At 69.2% G+C, this 13,029-nt stretch carries 14 protein-coding genes, 1 tRNA gene and 1 riboswitch; of the genes, 5 read left to right on the top strand and 10 right to left on the bottom strand.

Annotated elements, in window-relative coordinates; genetic code table 11:
• The first annotated feature begins 55 nt into the window (after positions 1-55).
• The 3 genes from ACFFXY_RS13825 to ACFFXY_RS13835 all read left to right on the top strand — a co-directional run bounded on the left by ACFFXY_RS13825 (position 56) and on the right by ACFFXY_RS13835 (position 3,066).
• Complete coding sequence (locus ACFFXY_RS13825; protein WP_382351316.1) at positions 56-712, top strand: MerR family transcriptional regulator; 657 nt, start codon at positions 56-58, stop codon at positions 710-712.
• A 3-nt stretch (positions 713-715) separates the two neighbouring features.
• Positions 716-1,522, top strand: coding sequence for a spermidine synthase (locus tag ACFFXY_RS13830; RefSeq protein WP_382351319.1), 807 nt, complete (start codon positions 716-718; stop codon positions 1,520-1,522).
• A 388-nt stretch (positions 1,523-1,910) separates the two neighbouring features.
• A riboswitch (cyclic di-AMP (ydaO/yuaA leader) is annotated at positions 1,911-2,066 on the top strand.
• Positions 2,067-2,073: 7 nt separating this feature from the next.
• Complete coding sequence (locus ACFFXY_RS13835; RefSeq protein WP_382351322.1) at positions 2,074-3,066, top strand: C40 family peptidase; 993 nt, start codon at positions 2,074-2,076, stop codon at positions 3,064-3,066.
• A gap of 173 nt (positions 3,067-3,239) precedes the next feature.
• On the opposite strand, the gene ACFFXY_RS13840 is transcribed toward ACFFXY_RS13835, so the two are convergent.
• A complete protein-coding gene (locus ACFFXY_RS13840; protein WP_382351325.1) occupies positions 3,240-4,190 on the bottom strand; it encodes a sigma-70 family RNA polymerase sigma factor in 951 nt (316 codons plus the stop codon).
• A 610-nt stretch (positions 4,191-4,800) separates the two neighbouring features.
• On the opposite strand from ACFFXY_RS13840, the gene orn reads away from it, so the two are divergent.
• The gene (gene orn / locus ACFFXY_RS13845) at positions 4,801-5,433 is read left to right on the top strand and encodes an oligoribonuclease (protein WP_382351328.1); all 633 of its coding nucleotides are present in this window, start codon (positions 4,801-4,803) and stop codon (positions 5,431-5,433) included.
• A gap of 57 nt (positions 5,434-5,490) precedes the next feature.
• Positions 5,491-5,566, top strand: a tRNA-His gene (locus tag ACFFXY_RS13850).
• A gap of 47 nt (positions 5,567-5,613) precedes the next feature.
• Here ACFFXY_RS13850 and ACFFXY_RS13855 read toward each other — a convergent pair.
• From ACFFXY_RS13855 to ACFFXY_RS13895, 9 genes are all read right to left on the bottom strand, one after another.
• On the bottom strand, positions 5,614-6,087 hold the full coding sequence (locus ACFFXY_RS13855) for a DUF1707 SHOCT-like domain-containing protein (protein WP_382351331.1): 474 nt from the start codon (positions 6,085-6,087) through the stop codon (positions 5,614-5,616).
• 55 nt (positions 6,088-6,142) lie between these two features.
• On the bottom strand, positions 6,143-6,679 hold the full coding sequence (locus ACFFXY_RS13860) for a DUF1707 SHOCT-like domain-containing protein (protein WP_382351334.1): 537 nt from the start codon (positions 6,677-6,679) through the stop codon (positions 6,143-6,145).
• 23 nt (positions 6,680-6,702) lie between these two features.
• Positions 6,703-7,539, bottom strand: a complete 837-nt coding sequence (gene map / locus ACFFXY_RS13865; RefSeq protein WP_382351337.1) for a type I methionyl aminopeptidase — start codon at positions 7,537-7,539, stop codon at positions 6,703-6,705.
• Between the two features lie 4 nt (positions 7,540-7,543).
• Entirely contained in the window at positions 7,544-8,179 is a 636-nt protein-coding gene (locus tag ACFFXY_RS13870) for an adenylate kinase (protein WP_382351340.1), read from the bottom strand.
• 109 nt (positions 8,180-8,288) lie between these two features.
• Positions 8,289-9,626, bottom strand: coding sequence for a preprotein translocase subunit SecY (gene secY, locus ACFFXY_RS13875; protein ID WP_382351343.1), 1,338 nt, complete (start codon positions 9,624-9,626; stop codon positions 8,289-8,291).
• A 250-nt stretch (positions 9,627-9,876) separates the two neighbouring features.
• Positions 9,877-10,350: a 50S ribosomal protein L15 gene (gene rplO / locus ACFFXY_RS13880; protein WP_382351346.1), complete on the bottom strand. Its 474-nt coding sequence runs from the start codon at positions 10,348-10,350 to the stop codon at positions 9,877-9,879.
• A 2-nt stretch (positions 10,351-10,352) separates the two neighbouring features.
• Positions 10,353-10,535 carry a 50S ribosomal protein L30 gene (gene rpmD, locus ACFFXY_RS13885; RefSeq protein ID WP_106361906.1) on the bottom strand — a complete coding sequence of 61 codons (183 nt, stop codon included), beginning with the start codon at positions 10,533-10,535 and terminating at the stop codon, positions 10,353-10,355.
• A gap of 11 nt (positions 10,536-10,546) precedes the next feature.
• On the bottom strand, positions 10,547-11,194 hold the full coding sequence (rpsE, locus tag ACFFXY_RS13890) for a 30S ribosomal protein S5 (protein WP_382351349.1): 648 nt from the start codon (positions 11,192-11,194) through the stop codon (positions 10,547-10,549).
• A 224-nt stretch (positions 11,195-11,418) separates the two neighbouring features.
• Positions 11,419-12,876 (bottom strand): RICIN domain-containing protein, encoded by a 1,458-nt coding sequence (locus tag ACFFXY_RS13895; RefSeq protein WP_382351352.1) that lies wholly within the window; start codon positions 12,874-12,876, stop codon positions 11,419-11,421.
• Between the last annotated feature and the right edge of the window lie 153 nt (positions 12,877-13,029).

The following is a 13,029-nucleotide window of genomic DNA, read 5'->3' on the forward strand; positions in this document are numbered from 1 at the left end:
TCCGGCCGTGGCTCAACGGTAACGCGGGCCCGCATTCCGTCATAGACTCCCTCGTATGCGCATCGGCGAGCTGTCGGAGCGGACGGGCGTCCCGGCCGCCACGATCAAGTACTACCTGCGGGAGCACCTCCTCCAGGCGGGCGAGCACGGCGAGGGCAACACCGTCGAGTACGGGCCCGAGCACGTGCACCGGCTGACGCTGATCCGGGCCCTCTCCGAGACCGCGGGCCTCTCGGTGGCGCAGATCGGCGAGGTCCTCACTGTGCTTGCGCGCCATCCGGAGTCGGCCTTCCAGGCCCTCGGCGCGACCCTCGCCGCGACCCACCGCGACCCGACGTTCTCCCTCGCCAGCGAGGGCACCACGGAGGCCGCGGAGCGGACCGTGGACCAGCTGCTGGGCGAGTACGGCTGGGCCGAGGTGGCGCCGCCGATGTACCGCGACGCCATGGTCACGGCCCTGACCGCGTTCTACCGCTTGGGGAACCCGGACCCGCAGGAGGTCCTGGAGCACTACGCGGACGCGGCGGCGGCCCTGGCCTCGGCCGACATGGAGGCCGTCGCGGAGGCCACGAAGGTCGAGGGCGTCGACGTCGAGCAGGCCGTCACGGCCACCGTCCTCGGCGAGACCGTCTTCGCGGCCCTGCGCCGCATCGCCCACATCGCCGCCTCCGCGCGCACGCAGGCCGCCCAGGGCCCCTCGGGCACAATCTAGGACGTGAACGCACTCCGCTTCGACCGCGACCCGAGCCGCCCGAACCTCCTCCACCTCGTCTACGACGAGGTCGTGCAGGCCACGATCGACCTCGACGACCCGTCCTACCTGGACGCGGAGTACATGCAGCGGATCGCGTACCTCGTCGACGCGGCCGCCGAGCCGAAGCGGCCCCTGCGGGTCCTCCACCTGGGCGCGGGCGGCCTCGCGATGGCCCGGTACGTGGCCGCGACCCGGCCCGGCTCCTACCAGCAGGCGGTCGAGACCAACGACGACCTCATCGAACTGGTCCGCGCCGAGGCCCCGCTGCCGCGCGGCGTCAAGGTGAAGATCCGCCGCACCGACGCCCGCGAGGCGATCGAGTCGGCCCCCGACGCCTCCTACGAGCTGATCATCACCGACGTCTACGACGGCGCCCGCGTCCCCGCGCACGTCACCAGCACCGAGTTCCTCCACGGCGCGAACCGCGTCCTGCGCCCCGGCGGCCACTACGCGGTGAACCTCTGCGACGGCGGCCAGATGAAGTTCCTCAAGCCCGCCCTCGCCGCGATGCGCGAGGTCTGGCCCCACGTCGCGGTCATGGCCGAGCCCGCGGTCCTGCGCGGCCGCCGCTTCGGCAACGTCGTCGCCGTCGCCTCCAGCACCGAACTGCCGATCGCCGAACTGCGCCGCCGCTGCGCCGGCGCCGCCTTCCCCTGCCGCGTCGTCGAGGGCGCGGAGCTGCGCGAGTACATCGCCGGCGCACCCCCGGCCACCGACACCACCGCCATCAAGTCCCCGCCCCCGCCCCGCTCCCTCCGCAGCTTCTGACCGCCACCCGGCTTCGGACCGCCGCCGAGCCTCCGCCACCGAGCCCCCGCCGCCGAGCCCCCGCCGCCGAACCGCTGTCGTACCCCTCGGGCACGTTTGAAAGCGGGGGCGACTCGCGACGCGAGGGGTCCTCGCGAACCGTCCCGGCGGACGGTCCAGCCGCGGGTGGGCCGTTCGGACAATAAAGCCGCAGGATAGTGGCCCTGTCTCCCGTCGCGTCACGACTGTCCGGTCTCGATCGGTGAAGGCGCTCACAGAGGACTTGGCGATCCGGGTCACCCCGTACTAACGTCGGCGCCTGTTCCGGTCGGGTCCTCAGGGTTCCCCCAGAGACCCACCCGTCCGGACCGCCGAGCCGCGCAGCGCATGACGCCCGTTCCTCCCGGTGCAGGGCGAGACACCGCAACGCGGGCCGGGGACCCAGCCGCGCCGTCCCCCCATCCTGACGGCGCCGGGGTGAATCCCGCCGAGAGTCTCGGCGGGTAGGGCGATCTTCCCTGCCCGAACCCGACAGCTAACCCGGTAGGCGGCCGAGGAAGAAAGGCCACCTGGTGGCTCAAACCTGCACAGACATCGACCATCGCTCGCGCGCCAGCGCGATCCTCCGCCGCGTCGCCGCCTACACCGGCGTGACCGTCGCCACCGTCGGGCTCGTGACCGCGTTCGCCGGCAGCCGCGCCCACGCGGCCGACATCGACTACGACTCCGCTTCAGCCGCCGAGATCGAGGACCACCTGGAGGACCTCGAAACCGAGCGCGACACCACGGCCGCCACGATCACCGGCCTCCAGACCGACCTCGCCGCCGCGCAGGCCGTCATCGACGCCGCGGCCGCCGACTACGGCTCCTCCGACGTCCAGCTCACCTACGTCACCGCCGCGGTCGAGTCCGCCGAGGACGAGCTCGGCGCGAAGGTCTCCACGCTCGTCGCGTACGCGCAGGAGCAGACCGACAAGTACGCCGAGGCCGAGGCCGCCGCCGAGACCAGCGAGACCCTCACCGCGCAGATCGCCGACCTCACGACCGAGGTCGACGGGCTCGACGCGCAGATCGAGGAGGCCCAGGACGCCTACGACGAGGCCGCCGCGGCCGAAGCGGCTGCCGCAGCCGCGGAGGCCGAGAGCGAGAGCGCCTCGACCTCGTCGTCCTCCTCCTCTTCCTCTTCGTCCTCGTCCGGTTCGACGGCCGAGTACAGCGCCGACGCCGCGACCGCCGCGGTCCAGTTCGCGCGGGACCAGCTCGGCGAGTCGTACGTGTTCGGCGCCGCGGGCCCCGACACGTGGGACTGCTCGGGCCTGGTCACGGGCGCCTACGGCGTCTCCGGGATCTCCCTGACCCACTCGACGTGGGCGATCTGGGACGAGACCTCCTCGATCGGCCGCGACGACCTGAAGCCGGGCGACCTGGTCTTCTACAACGGCCAGAACCACATGGCGATCTACATCGGCGACGGCAAGGTCATCCACGCGCCCAAGCCGGGCGACGTCGTGAAGATCTCCGACCTCGACATGGGCATGTCGATCGACGGCTACCGCCGGGTCTGATCCGCTGCGGGGCGGCCGCTGCGCGAGCAACGCTCGCGTTCGCGGCCGCCCCCGCTTTCAAGCGTGCCGGCCGGGTACGACACGGCGGCGCGGCGCGATCCGCCGCAGACGGCAAGACGGAGGGCCGGGGCTTTCGCCCCGCCCCTCCCCCGTTCGTATCAGCGTTTACGCCTTCAAGCCGCCTCGGCCATGACCTGGTCGTTGGCGAGCTCCTTGAGGCGCGCGAGCGCCTGGATCTCCAGTTGGCGGATGCGTTCGCGCGACAGGTGGAACCGGTGCGCGACCTCCGTGAGCGAGTGCTCGCGGCCGTCTTCGAGCCCGTAGCGGGCCTTGACGATGCCGGCCGAGCGCTCGTCGAGGTGGTTGAGCATCATCTCGATCCGCTGCCGCTCCATCCCGGCGAGGACGACGTCCTCCGGGCTGGGCTCGTCGGAGTCGGCGACGAGGTCGCCGAGGTTGGTGTCGCCGTCGTCTCCGATCGGCGTGTCCAGCGAGACGGTGTCCTGGCTCCAGCGGATGAGCTCGTTGACCCGCTCGACCGTGACGCCGAGCGCGGCGGCCACCTGGTCGGGTTCGGGGTCGCCGCCGAGTTCACGGGTGAGCTGGCGGGTGACGTTGCGCATCCGGTTGACGTCCTCGACCAGGTGCACGGGCAGGCGCACGGTGCGCTCCTGCTGGGCGATGGCCCGGCTGATCGCCTGGCGGATCCACCACGTGGCGTAGGTCGAGAACTTGAAGCCGCGCGCGTAGTCGAACTTCTCGACCGCGCGGACCAGGCCGGTGTTGCCCTCCTGGATCAGGTCGAGCATGGGCATCCCGGAGCGGACGTACCGGCGGGCGATCGACACGACCAGCCGCAGGTTCGCCTTGATGAACTGCTCCTTCGCACGGGCGCCATCCTCGATCAGGCGCCCAAGCTCCTTCTCGGTGGCCCCGCCGAAGGTCTCCCCTTCACCGAGCAGGTGCTTCGCGAACAGACCCGCCTCGACCGCCTTCGCCAAGTCGACCTCGGCGGCCGCGTCGAGCAGCGGCGTCTTCGAGATCTCGTGCAGGTAGACGCCTACAAGGTCTCGTTCCTCAGCGACCTCTTGGGTGGTGAGGGTGGGTGTTTCAGTAGTATCCACGCTCAAGGTCTCCTCCAGCTTCCTCGTCCCCCGACACCGCGTGAACGGTGTACCAGTTACAACGACCGCTTCGTTGCGTGGAATTCCGTGCCCCGGTGTTCGATGCGCCACGGTTACGAAACTGATGCGAACGGGTGCCCTTTCGGGTGTTCGCGCAATCCCGTCGTCCGGTCTCGCGGGCTATGCTCGGTTCACGGCTCCTGTCACTGGGACGGGGGCGGGGATCGTTCATGATGCCTCTGAGACGGAGATCACCTCACCGGCGTCGCGGTGGGGCGATCCGATTCCTGGTCACGGTATCGTCTCCGGCCTGCTTCATCGCAAACCTTCAATCTCTAGGGGTACACGCGCCTTACCTTGAAAAAGTTGAGAGATCATCTCTTTGCGGCCCGAATCACTCGGATACCGGCCGGGAAGGCGGCGACGCTCTGATACCCGCACCATAGCGGACGGTAGCGGTGACAAGCAACACCATTCTCAGCTGTTGTTGTCGGATTCCGAGCACCCCTCGTTCCCCTTCAGTCTGCGCCTCCCCGGGCCGCCGCGGGGGCCTTCCGGGCCCGTGACGCGAAGATCACGCCCGTGACCGGCGGCGCGTAGAGTTGGCCGGGTGACAGAAGAACGCCTTGTGTGGGTCGACTGCGAAATGACCGGCCTCGACCCGGACACCGAAGCCCTCATCGAGATCGCCGTGCTCGTCACCGGGCCCGACCTCGAACCCCTGGACGAGGGCATCGACATCGTGATCGCGTGCGACGAGGCCGTCCTGGGGAACATGGGCGCGTTCGTGGCCGACATGCACGCCAAGTCCGGTCTCACCGACGAGGTGCGGGCCTCGAAGATCTCGCTCGCCGACGCCGAGGACCAGGTCCTGGAGTACGTGAAGCGCTTCGTCCCCGAGGCGCGCACCGCCCCCCTGTGCGGCAACTCCATCGCCACGGACCGCACGTTCATCACCAAGTACATGCCGGGGCTCGACGGGCACCTGCACTACCGGATGATCGACGTGTCCTCCATCAAGGAGCTCTCGCGGCGCTGGTACCCGCGCGTGTATTACAACCAGCCGCCGAAGGGCCTCGCCCACCGCGCGCTCGCCGACATCAAGGAGAGCGTGCAGGAGCTGGAGTACTACCGCCGCACCGTGTTCGTGCCGCTGCCCGGGCCGACGACCGAGGAGGCCAAGGCGGCCGCCGCGGCGCTGGTCGAGGCCTCCGGTGAGACCCCGAACACCCAACCCCGTTGACATCAGGCGCGGCCGGGTGGCTATTATTGTCCCCGGCTTCCTTGTTGAAGCCCGATGGTGGTCGTAGTTCAGCTGGTAGAACGCTTGGTTGTGGTCCAGGAGGTCGCGGGTTCAAGTCCCGTCGATCACCCCATCTGAAAAAGCCCCGCGGCGACGCCGCGGGGCTTTTCGCATGCCTGGTCAGCGGTTCCGCTTGCGGCGCAGGCGCTCTTTGCGCTTGCGCTCCTCGGCGGGGCGCATGATGAACCGCTCGGCGGCCGTCAGGGCCGTGCCGATGACGGCGAGCGGGACGATGACCCAGATGGGCCAGAAGTAGATCGAGCCCTCGGTGAGGGCCTCCACGACCGCCCACACGCCGAAGTTGATGCCGATCGGGATCGAGAACCCGAACCACAGCCACTTGATCCAGTCGGGGGTGCCGAGCTTCTCGGGCTCCTGGGCGTCGATGATCCGCTGGTACGCGGGCAGGTCCGAGAGGACCACCTCGGCGTCGCCGACGGTCTGGGCCGCGAGGAGCACGTCCACGCGCTTCTCGTACTCGTCGAGGTCGATGTACCCCTGGTCGACCGCGGCGCGGAGGATCTCGGTCAGGGCGCCGCGCTCGGCGTTGCCGATCCGCATCGTGCGGTCGCCGTACCGTTCGAGGGAGGACATGTCGGGGGCTCTCCTTGGGGGACGGGGGTTCGGGGCGGTTGAGTGGACGCGGTCGTCAGTGGCCGTAGTGCCTGCGGCGGTCGCGCCGCTCGTCGCGGCGGTCGCGGCGGCGCTCGTCCCGGTCGCGGTCGTCGTCGTCATCGTCGTCGCCGCCGAAGCCGAGGTTCACCACCTGGAGGACCGTGGCGATGCCGAGGCCGAGGATGGGCCAGATCGGCCAGAAGTACGTCGGCTCGCCGGAGCCGATCCAGGTCGCGAACCACACGCCGGTCGTGATCAGGCCGACCGTGATGAGGCCCTGGAGGGCCGGGATGCGGCGCAGGCCGCCGCGGCGGCGCTCGGCCGGGGCGGACGCGGTCGCCGGAGCGGCCTCGCCCGCGGGGACGACCTCGGACTCCTTCGGGCGGCCGCCCGGGAGGTCCTCGAAGATGAGGTCGAGCTCGGCGTTGGTCTTGGCGCCGTACGCCGCCTGGGAGCGCTCATCGAACTCGGCGAGGTCGATGCGCCCCTCGTCGAGCGCCGCGCGAAGCTGCTCGATCGCCTTGTCGCGGTCGGCGTTCGAGATGCGCAGCCTGCTGTGGTCTTCGGTCACGAGGCCATTATGGCACCGGGGGCCTATTCGCCGCGAGCCGCGCTCGCAGCGAGTTCGCCCAGTTGTTCGACCCCGCCGTCGGGGGCCGTCAGGACCCACACGCCGTCCTCGCAGAGGGCGATGGTGTGCTCGGTGTGGGCGGCGACGGAGCCGTCGTCGGTGACGATGGTCCAGCCGTCCTCCAGCTCCGCGGTGTCGGGCGAGCCGAGGGTGACCATGGGCTCGATCGCCAGGGCCATGCCGGGGCGGAGCTTCGGGCCCTCGCCGGGGCGGCCGTAGTTGAGGATGTGCGGGTCCTGGTGCATCTCGGTGCCGATGCCGTGCCCGCCGAAGCCGGTGACGATCCCGTACTCGCCCGAGTGCTCCACGGAGTGCTCGATCGCGTGCGAGATCCCGCCGAGGCGCTTGGACGTCGCCGCGGCCCGGATGCCCGCCCACATGGACGCCTCGCACGCCTCGCGCAGCGCCCGCAGCTCAGGGGCGACCTCGCCGACCTCGATGGTGATCGCCGCGTCCCCGTGCCAGCCGTCGACGATCGCGCCGACGTCGACCGACAGGAGGTCCCCCGCCTTGAGGACGGCGTCCTCGGACGGGATGGCGTGGACGACCTGCTCGTTCACCGACGAGCAGATCGAGGCGGGGTAGGGGCCGAAGCCGATGTCGTAGCCCTTGAACGAGGGGACCGCGCCGGAGGAGCGGATGACCTGCTCGGCGATGCGGTCGAGTTCCGCCGTCGAGACGCCGGGGCCCGCGGACTCGCGCATGGCCTGGTGGACCTCGGCGACCACGAGGCCCGCGGTCCGCATCTTGCGGATCTGCTCCGGGGTCTTGTACTGGATCCGGTCGCGACGGCGGAACACGCCGCTACTCCGCGGCGCCGATGGCGCCGAGCGCGCGCTCGGTCACCTCGGCGACCTCGCCGATCGCGTCGATCCGGACGAGCTTGCCCTGCGCCTCGTAGTAGCCCACGAGCGGCGCGGTCTGCTCCGCGTAGACCTTGAGGCGGTTCTTGATGGTCTCCGGCTGGTCGTCCGTGCGCTGGAAGAGGTCGTCGGAGTCCGGGTCCGCGGGCGGATCGAACTCCAGGTGGTAGACCTTGCCGGTGGACTTGGAGACGCGGCGGCCCGACAGGCGCCGCACGACCTCGTCGTCGCTGGCGACCAGTTCGAGCGCGGTATCGAGGACGGTCCCGGCGGCCTTGAGGATGCCGTCGAGGACCTTCGCCTGCTCGGTGTTGCGGGGGTAGCCGTCGAGGAGGAAGCCGTCCCTGGCGTCGTCCTGCGCGAGGCGGTCCGCCACCATGTCGTTGGTGACCTCGTCGGGGACGAGGTCGCCGGCGTCCATGTACTCCTTGGCCTTGAGGCCCAGCGGGGTGCCGCCGGAGACGTTGGCGCGGAAGATGTCGCCGGTGGAGATCTTGGGGATGCCGAGCCGCTCGGCGATGATCTCCGCCTGGGTGCCCTTGCCGGCCCCGGGCGGGCCTACGAGTACCAGTCGCAAAGAAGTTCCTCCCGTGTCGTGCTGCCGATCCTCGGCGTCCTGGCGTTCGCCGAGCGTGCCGATAGCGCGGCCTGGGCGGCCGCGCTGTGGCACCGAGTTCAATCCTGCGTCAGCGCAGGAAGCCCTCGTAGTGGCGCTGCATCAGCTGGGACTCGATCTGCTTGACCGACTCCAGGCCGACGCCCACCATGATCAGCACCGAGGTGCCGCCGAACGCGAACTGAGCGAACAGCTGCTGGTTACCGAACGCGATGATGGCCAGATTGGGAAGGATAGCGATCGCGGCCAGGTAGAGCGAGCCCGGGAAGGTCAGGCGTGACAGGACTCGCTGCAAGTAGGTCGCGGTCGGGTTGCCGGGGCGCACGCCCGGGATGAACCCGCCGGCCTTCTTCATGTTCTCCGCGACGTCGTCGACCTTGAAGGTGATGGAGACGTAGAAGTACGTGAAGAAGATGATCAGGAACGCGTACAGCGTGATGTAGACCCACGAGCCCTGGTTGAGCAGGTACCGGTCGATGAACTGGACCCACGACGCGTCGCTGTTCTGGTTGAGCTGGCGGAACAGCGTCGGGATGTACAGCAGCGACGAGCCGAAGATGACGGGCACGACGCCGGCCTGGTTGACCTTGAGCGGTATGTACGTGGACGTCCCGCCGTACATTCGGCGCCCGACCATCTTCTTGGCGTACTGCACCGGGATGCGCCGCTGCGACTGCTCGATGAAGATGACCGCCACCATGATGGCGATGCACAGGCCCACGATGACGGCGAACATGAACCAGCCCTCGGACTCCTGGAGGGACCAGAACTGGCCGGGCATCTGGGCGGCGATCGAGGCGAAGATCAAGAGGCTCATGCCGTTGCCGACGCCGCGCTCGGTGATCTGCTCGCCGAACCACATGATCATCGCGGAGCCCGCGACCATGACCGCCACGACGACCACGACGGACATCCAGTAGGGGATGTTCGCGTCGGTCTCGGACAGGTCGGGCAGGATCGGGCTCGGGCACGTGGTCTGGAACAGGATGCCCGACCGCGCCAGCGCGATGTAGCCGGAGGCCTGGAGCAGGGCGAGGCCCAGCGTCAGGTACCGGGTGTACTGGGTGATCTTGACCTGGCCCGGCTGGCCCTCCTTGCGGAGCTGCTCCAGCCTGGGGATCACGACGGTCAAGAGCTGCATGATGATCGACGCGGTGATGTACGGCATGACGCCGAGCGCGAAGACCGAGAGCTGGAGGAGCGCTCCACCGGTGAACAGGTTCAGGAGGCCGAAGACGCCGGCTTCATCCGTCGGCTGGATGTTCAGGCAGGACTGCACCGCGGCATAGTCGATGCCGGGGCTCGGCATCTGCGCACCCAGTCGGTACAGACCGATGATCATCAGGGTGAACAGGATCTTCTTGCGCAGATCCGGGGTCCGAAACGCGCTGATGAAGGCGGAGAGCAATGCGGTTCCTCCTGAACAAGACCCCCTGGCGGGGCCCATGGTGTTGCGGTGCAACACCTTTCGTTACCAGTGGGCGTGTGAAGTTCGTAGCGAGAGGGTCACGCGCCCGAGGAAGACGGTGGTCCTCGCCAAGGGAGCCTAGCAGGCGCATTCGGACGCAGAGTATTCGGCACTCAGCATGACGAAACGGGCCGGAGTTCCCTCCGGCCCGTTTGCGCAGATCAGTTGTCCGACCGCTGTGGCTGTCCGCCTACTCGGCGATCGCCTCACCGGTCTTCTTGTCCACCACGGTGGTCGAGCCGCCGGCAGCGGAGACCTTGGTGGTGGCGGAGGCGGAGAAGGCGTGCGCCGACAGGTCGAACTTGACGCCTTCCAGCTCGCCGGAGCCGAGGACCTTGATGAGCTCCTTCTTGTTGAGGACGCCCACCTCGATCAGCTGCTCGGGGCCGACCTGGCCGCCCTCGGGGAAGAGTTCCACGAGGCGGTCGAGGTTGACCACTTGGTAGACGAGCTTGTTGTGCGGCTTGAAGCCCTTGAGCTTCGGGAGGCGCTTCTGGAGCGGCAGCTGGCCGCCCTCGAACGCCGCCGGCACGGTCTTGCGGGCCTTGGTGCCCTTGGTGCCGCGGCCGGCGGTCTTGCCCTTGGAGCCCTCACCGCGACCGACGCGGGTCTTGGCCTTCTTGGCGCCGGGGGCCGGCTGCAGGTCGTGAATGCGGATGCTCATGACTACTCGACCTCCTCGACGTCGACCAGGTGACGGACGCGGTGGACCATGCCGCGGTACTGCGGGAGGTCCTCCTTGTAGACGGTCTGGCCGATCTTGCGGAGGCCGAGCGTCTGGATGGTCGCGCGGGCCTTCGGCTTCTCGCCGATGACCGACTTGTGCTGGGTGATCTTCAAACGTGCCATGTCAGATCCCCCTAAGCCTGCGCAGCCTGGGCGGCTTCGGCGCGGGCGCGGAGCAGGCCCTGGGGAGCGATGTCCTCCAGCGGCATGCCGCGGCGGGCCGCGACGGCCTCCGGGGATTCGAGCTGCTTGAGCGCGCGCACCGTCGCGTGGACGATGTTGATCGCGTTCGAGGAGCCCAGGGACTTCGACAGGACGTCGTGGACGCCGGCGCATTCGAGCACGGCGCGCACGGGGCCGCCCGCGATGACGCCGGTACCGGCGGAGGCGGGCTTCAGGAGCACCTTGCCGGCCGCGTCCTCACCGAACGTCTCGTGCGGGATGGTGCCGCCGATGCGGGGGACCTTGAAGAAGTTCTTCTTGGCCTCTTCCACGCCCTTGGCGATGGCCGCGGGGACTTCCTTGGCCTTGCCGTAGCCGACACCCACGTTGCCCGCGCCGTCGCCGACCACCACGAGGGCGGTGAAGGCGAAGCGCCGGCCGCCCTTGACGACCTTGGCGACGCGGTTGATGGTGACGACGCGCTCGATGTGCGGGGACTTCTCGGCGCGGTCGCGACCGCGACCGCCGTCGCGTCCTCCGCGACCCTGACCGCGACCGCCGCCGCGGCGGTCGCCGCCGCCGCCGTCCCGGCCGCCGGCCGCTTGCTGTTGATCAGCCACGAGACTGATTCCTTTCGTTCGCTAAGCGCCAGCCCGGAACCGGGCTGACTCGCATCGGATGTCCGGGTTCGGGACCCGGAGACGTCGCGCCGGAGCGCAACTTCTCGATTATGCCTGGTCAAGGGTCATGCGGCGAACGGCGGGGTGGGGATGAGGCAGGCGACACAGGCCGCCGCGCGTGTCCCGAACGCGCGGCGGCCTTATATATGGCGCGATTGCGCGGTCTACCGGACCGTGACGGCCCAGCGCTGACCGGCCGCGCCGGTGCAGGGGCTCTGGACGATGGCGGCGCCGTCGGTGGCGGAGGAGCCGCTGACCGAGACGCACAGCCCGGAGTGCTGGGCGACGATCAGGTAGCCGCCTCCGGCGGCGGCGCGGAGCGAGAAGCGCTGGTTGCCCCCGGCCCAGCAGCCCCACTGGCCGACGGGGGCGCCGCTGGCGGTGGACTGGTCGAGGACGTCCCAGCACTTGCCGGTGGCGGTGTTGGCGATGGAGCCGACCTTGGAGCCGGGGTAGACCGGGTCGAAGGTGAAGGCCTGGGGGGCGCCGTTCCAGCACCCGTACTGGATGAGCGTCGTCCCGTCGGCGCCGGAGCCGGAGGGCACGTCGATGCACTTGCCGGAGCCCGTGTTGACGAACTTGGTGGAGTAGGGGTTCCCGTCGTCGCTGCCGACGACGCCTTGGACGGTGCCCGCGGCGGCGTCGATGTTGAGGGTCGAGTACCAGGTGAGGCTCATGCTGGTCGAGCTGGGGAAGCTGATGGGGAGCCAGACGTACTCGCTGTCCATGGGCTTGCCGCCCCACTGGGGTCCCCAGCGGTCGCCCATGTAGAGGTAGCTGGTCCCGGCGGTGCCCTGGACGGTGGTGACGAAGGTCGGCTGGGAGCCGTAGGTGGTGGAGTTCCCGGCGTTGGACCAGCCGGACCAGGCGCCCTCGGGGAAGTTCGCGGTGGTCGCGTACTGGGTCTGGTTGGCGTTCCAGCCGGTGGCGCCGGAGGTGACGAGGAAGTAGACCCCGTTGCGGACGAAGACGGCCGGGGCTTCGCGGTGGTAGCCGTCGAAGACGTAGACGAGCTCGTCGATGGCGAGGTAGTCGTCGGTGAGGCGGTAGACGTTGAGGTCGTAGTTGACGTCGGCGGCGGAGATGAGGTAGCCGGTGCCGTCGGTGTCGACGAAGAGGGTCATGTCGCGGGAGTCGTACCCGGCGGGCCGGAAGGAGCCCTGGTACTCGTAGTCGCCGTCGACGGTGTCGGAGACGGCCACGGCCACTTCGGCGTCGCCGTAGTCGACGCCGTTCTCCTTGTGGGCCCACAGGACGTACTTGTCCGTGGCCGCGTTGTAGATGACTTTGGGCCGCTCGATGTTCGCGGGCGAGAGCTCGGGGTCGGACTCGGCGCTGAGGATGTCGTTGCGGAAGGTCCAGTTCACGAGGTCGGTGGAGCTGTACATGGTGACTGCATCGAAGAGGTAGCCGTCGCGCTGCTCGCCGACGAGGTAGTAGGTGCCGCCGACCTTGAGCATGCCGCCGCCGTGGGCGTGCATGAGGTTCCCGGAGGTGTCGGTGATGGTCTGCCCGTTGTCGAACGCCACCGCGGCGGCTTCGGCCGGGGCGGGGGCGCCGAGGCCGAGCACGGCGGTCGCGAGGGCCGTCGCCGCCGCGAGCGCGCCCAGTCGTGAGGACATCGTCGTCTCCTTCGCTTGGGCCCGTGAGGAAGGGCCTGATCGATCGATTTCGATATTTGCACAGATTTCCTTTCTTGTAAAGACCCTTCGACTAACGGGTTTAGTAACATATTCTTTCGATTCTCCGGCGAACTCGATAAAGCTACTCGCCAG

Origin of the sequence: Glycomyces mayteni, assembly GCF_042428885.1 — a bacterium.
Classification (GTDB): Bacteria; Actinomycetota; Actinomycetes; order Mycobacteriales; family Micromonosporaceae; genus Glycomyces; species Glycomyces mayteni.

What these genes read in the sequence shown, in the direction of transcription:
- rpmD (WP_106361906.1), bottom strand. Translation starts at nt 10,535, where the DNA reads ATGGCACGTTTGAAGATCACCCAGCACAAGTCGGTCATCGGCGAGAAG.
- ACFFXY_RS13825 (WP_382351316.1), top strand. Translation starts at nt 56, where the DNA reads ATGCGCATCGGCGAGCTGTCGGAGCGGACGGGCGTCCCGGCCGCCACG.
- ACFFXY_RS13855 (WP_382351331.1), bottom strand. Translation starts at nt 6,087, where the DNA reads ATGTCCTCCCTCGAACGGTACGGCGACCGCACGATGCGGATCGGCAAC.
- rplO (WP_382351346.1), bottom strand. Translation starts at nt 10,350, where the DNA reads ATGAGCATCCGCATTCACGACCTGCAGCCGGCCCCCGGCGCCAAGAAG.
- ACFFXY_RS13895 (WP_382351352.1), bottom strand. Translation starts at nt 12,876, where the DNA reads ATGTCCTCACGACTGGGCGCGCTCGCGGCGGCGACGGCCCTCGCGACC.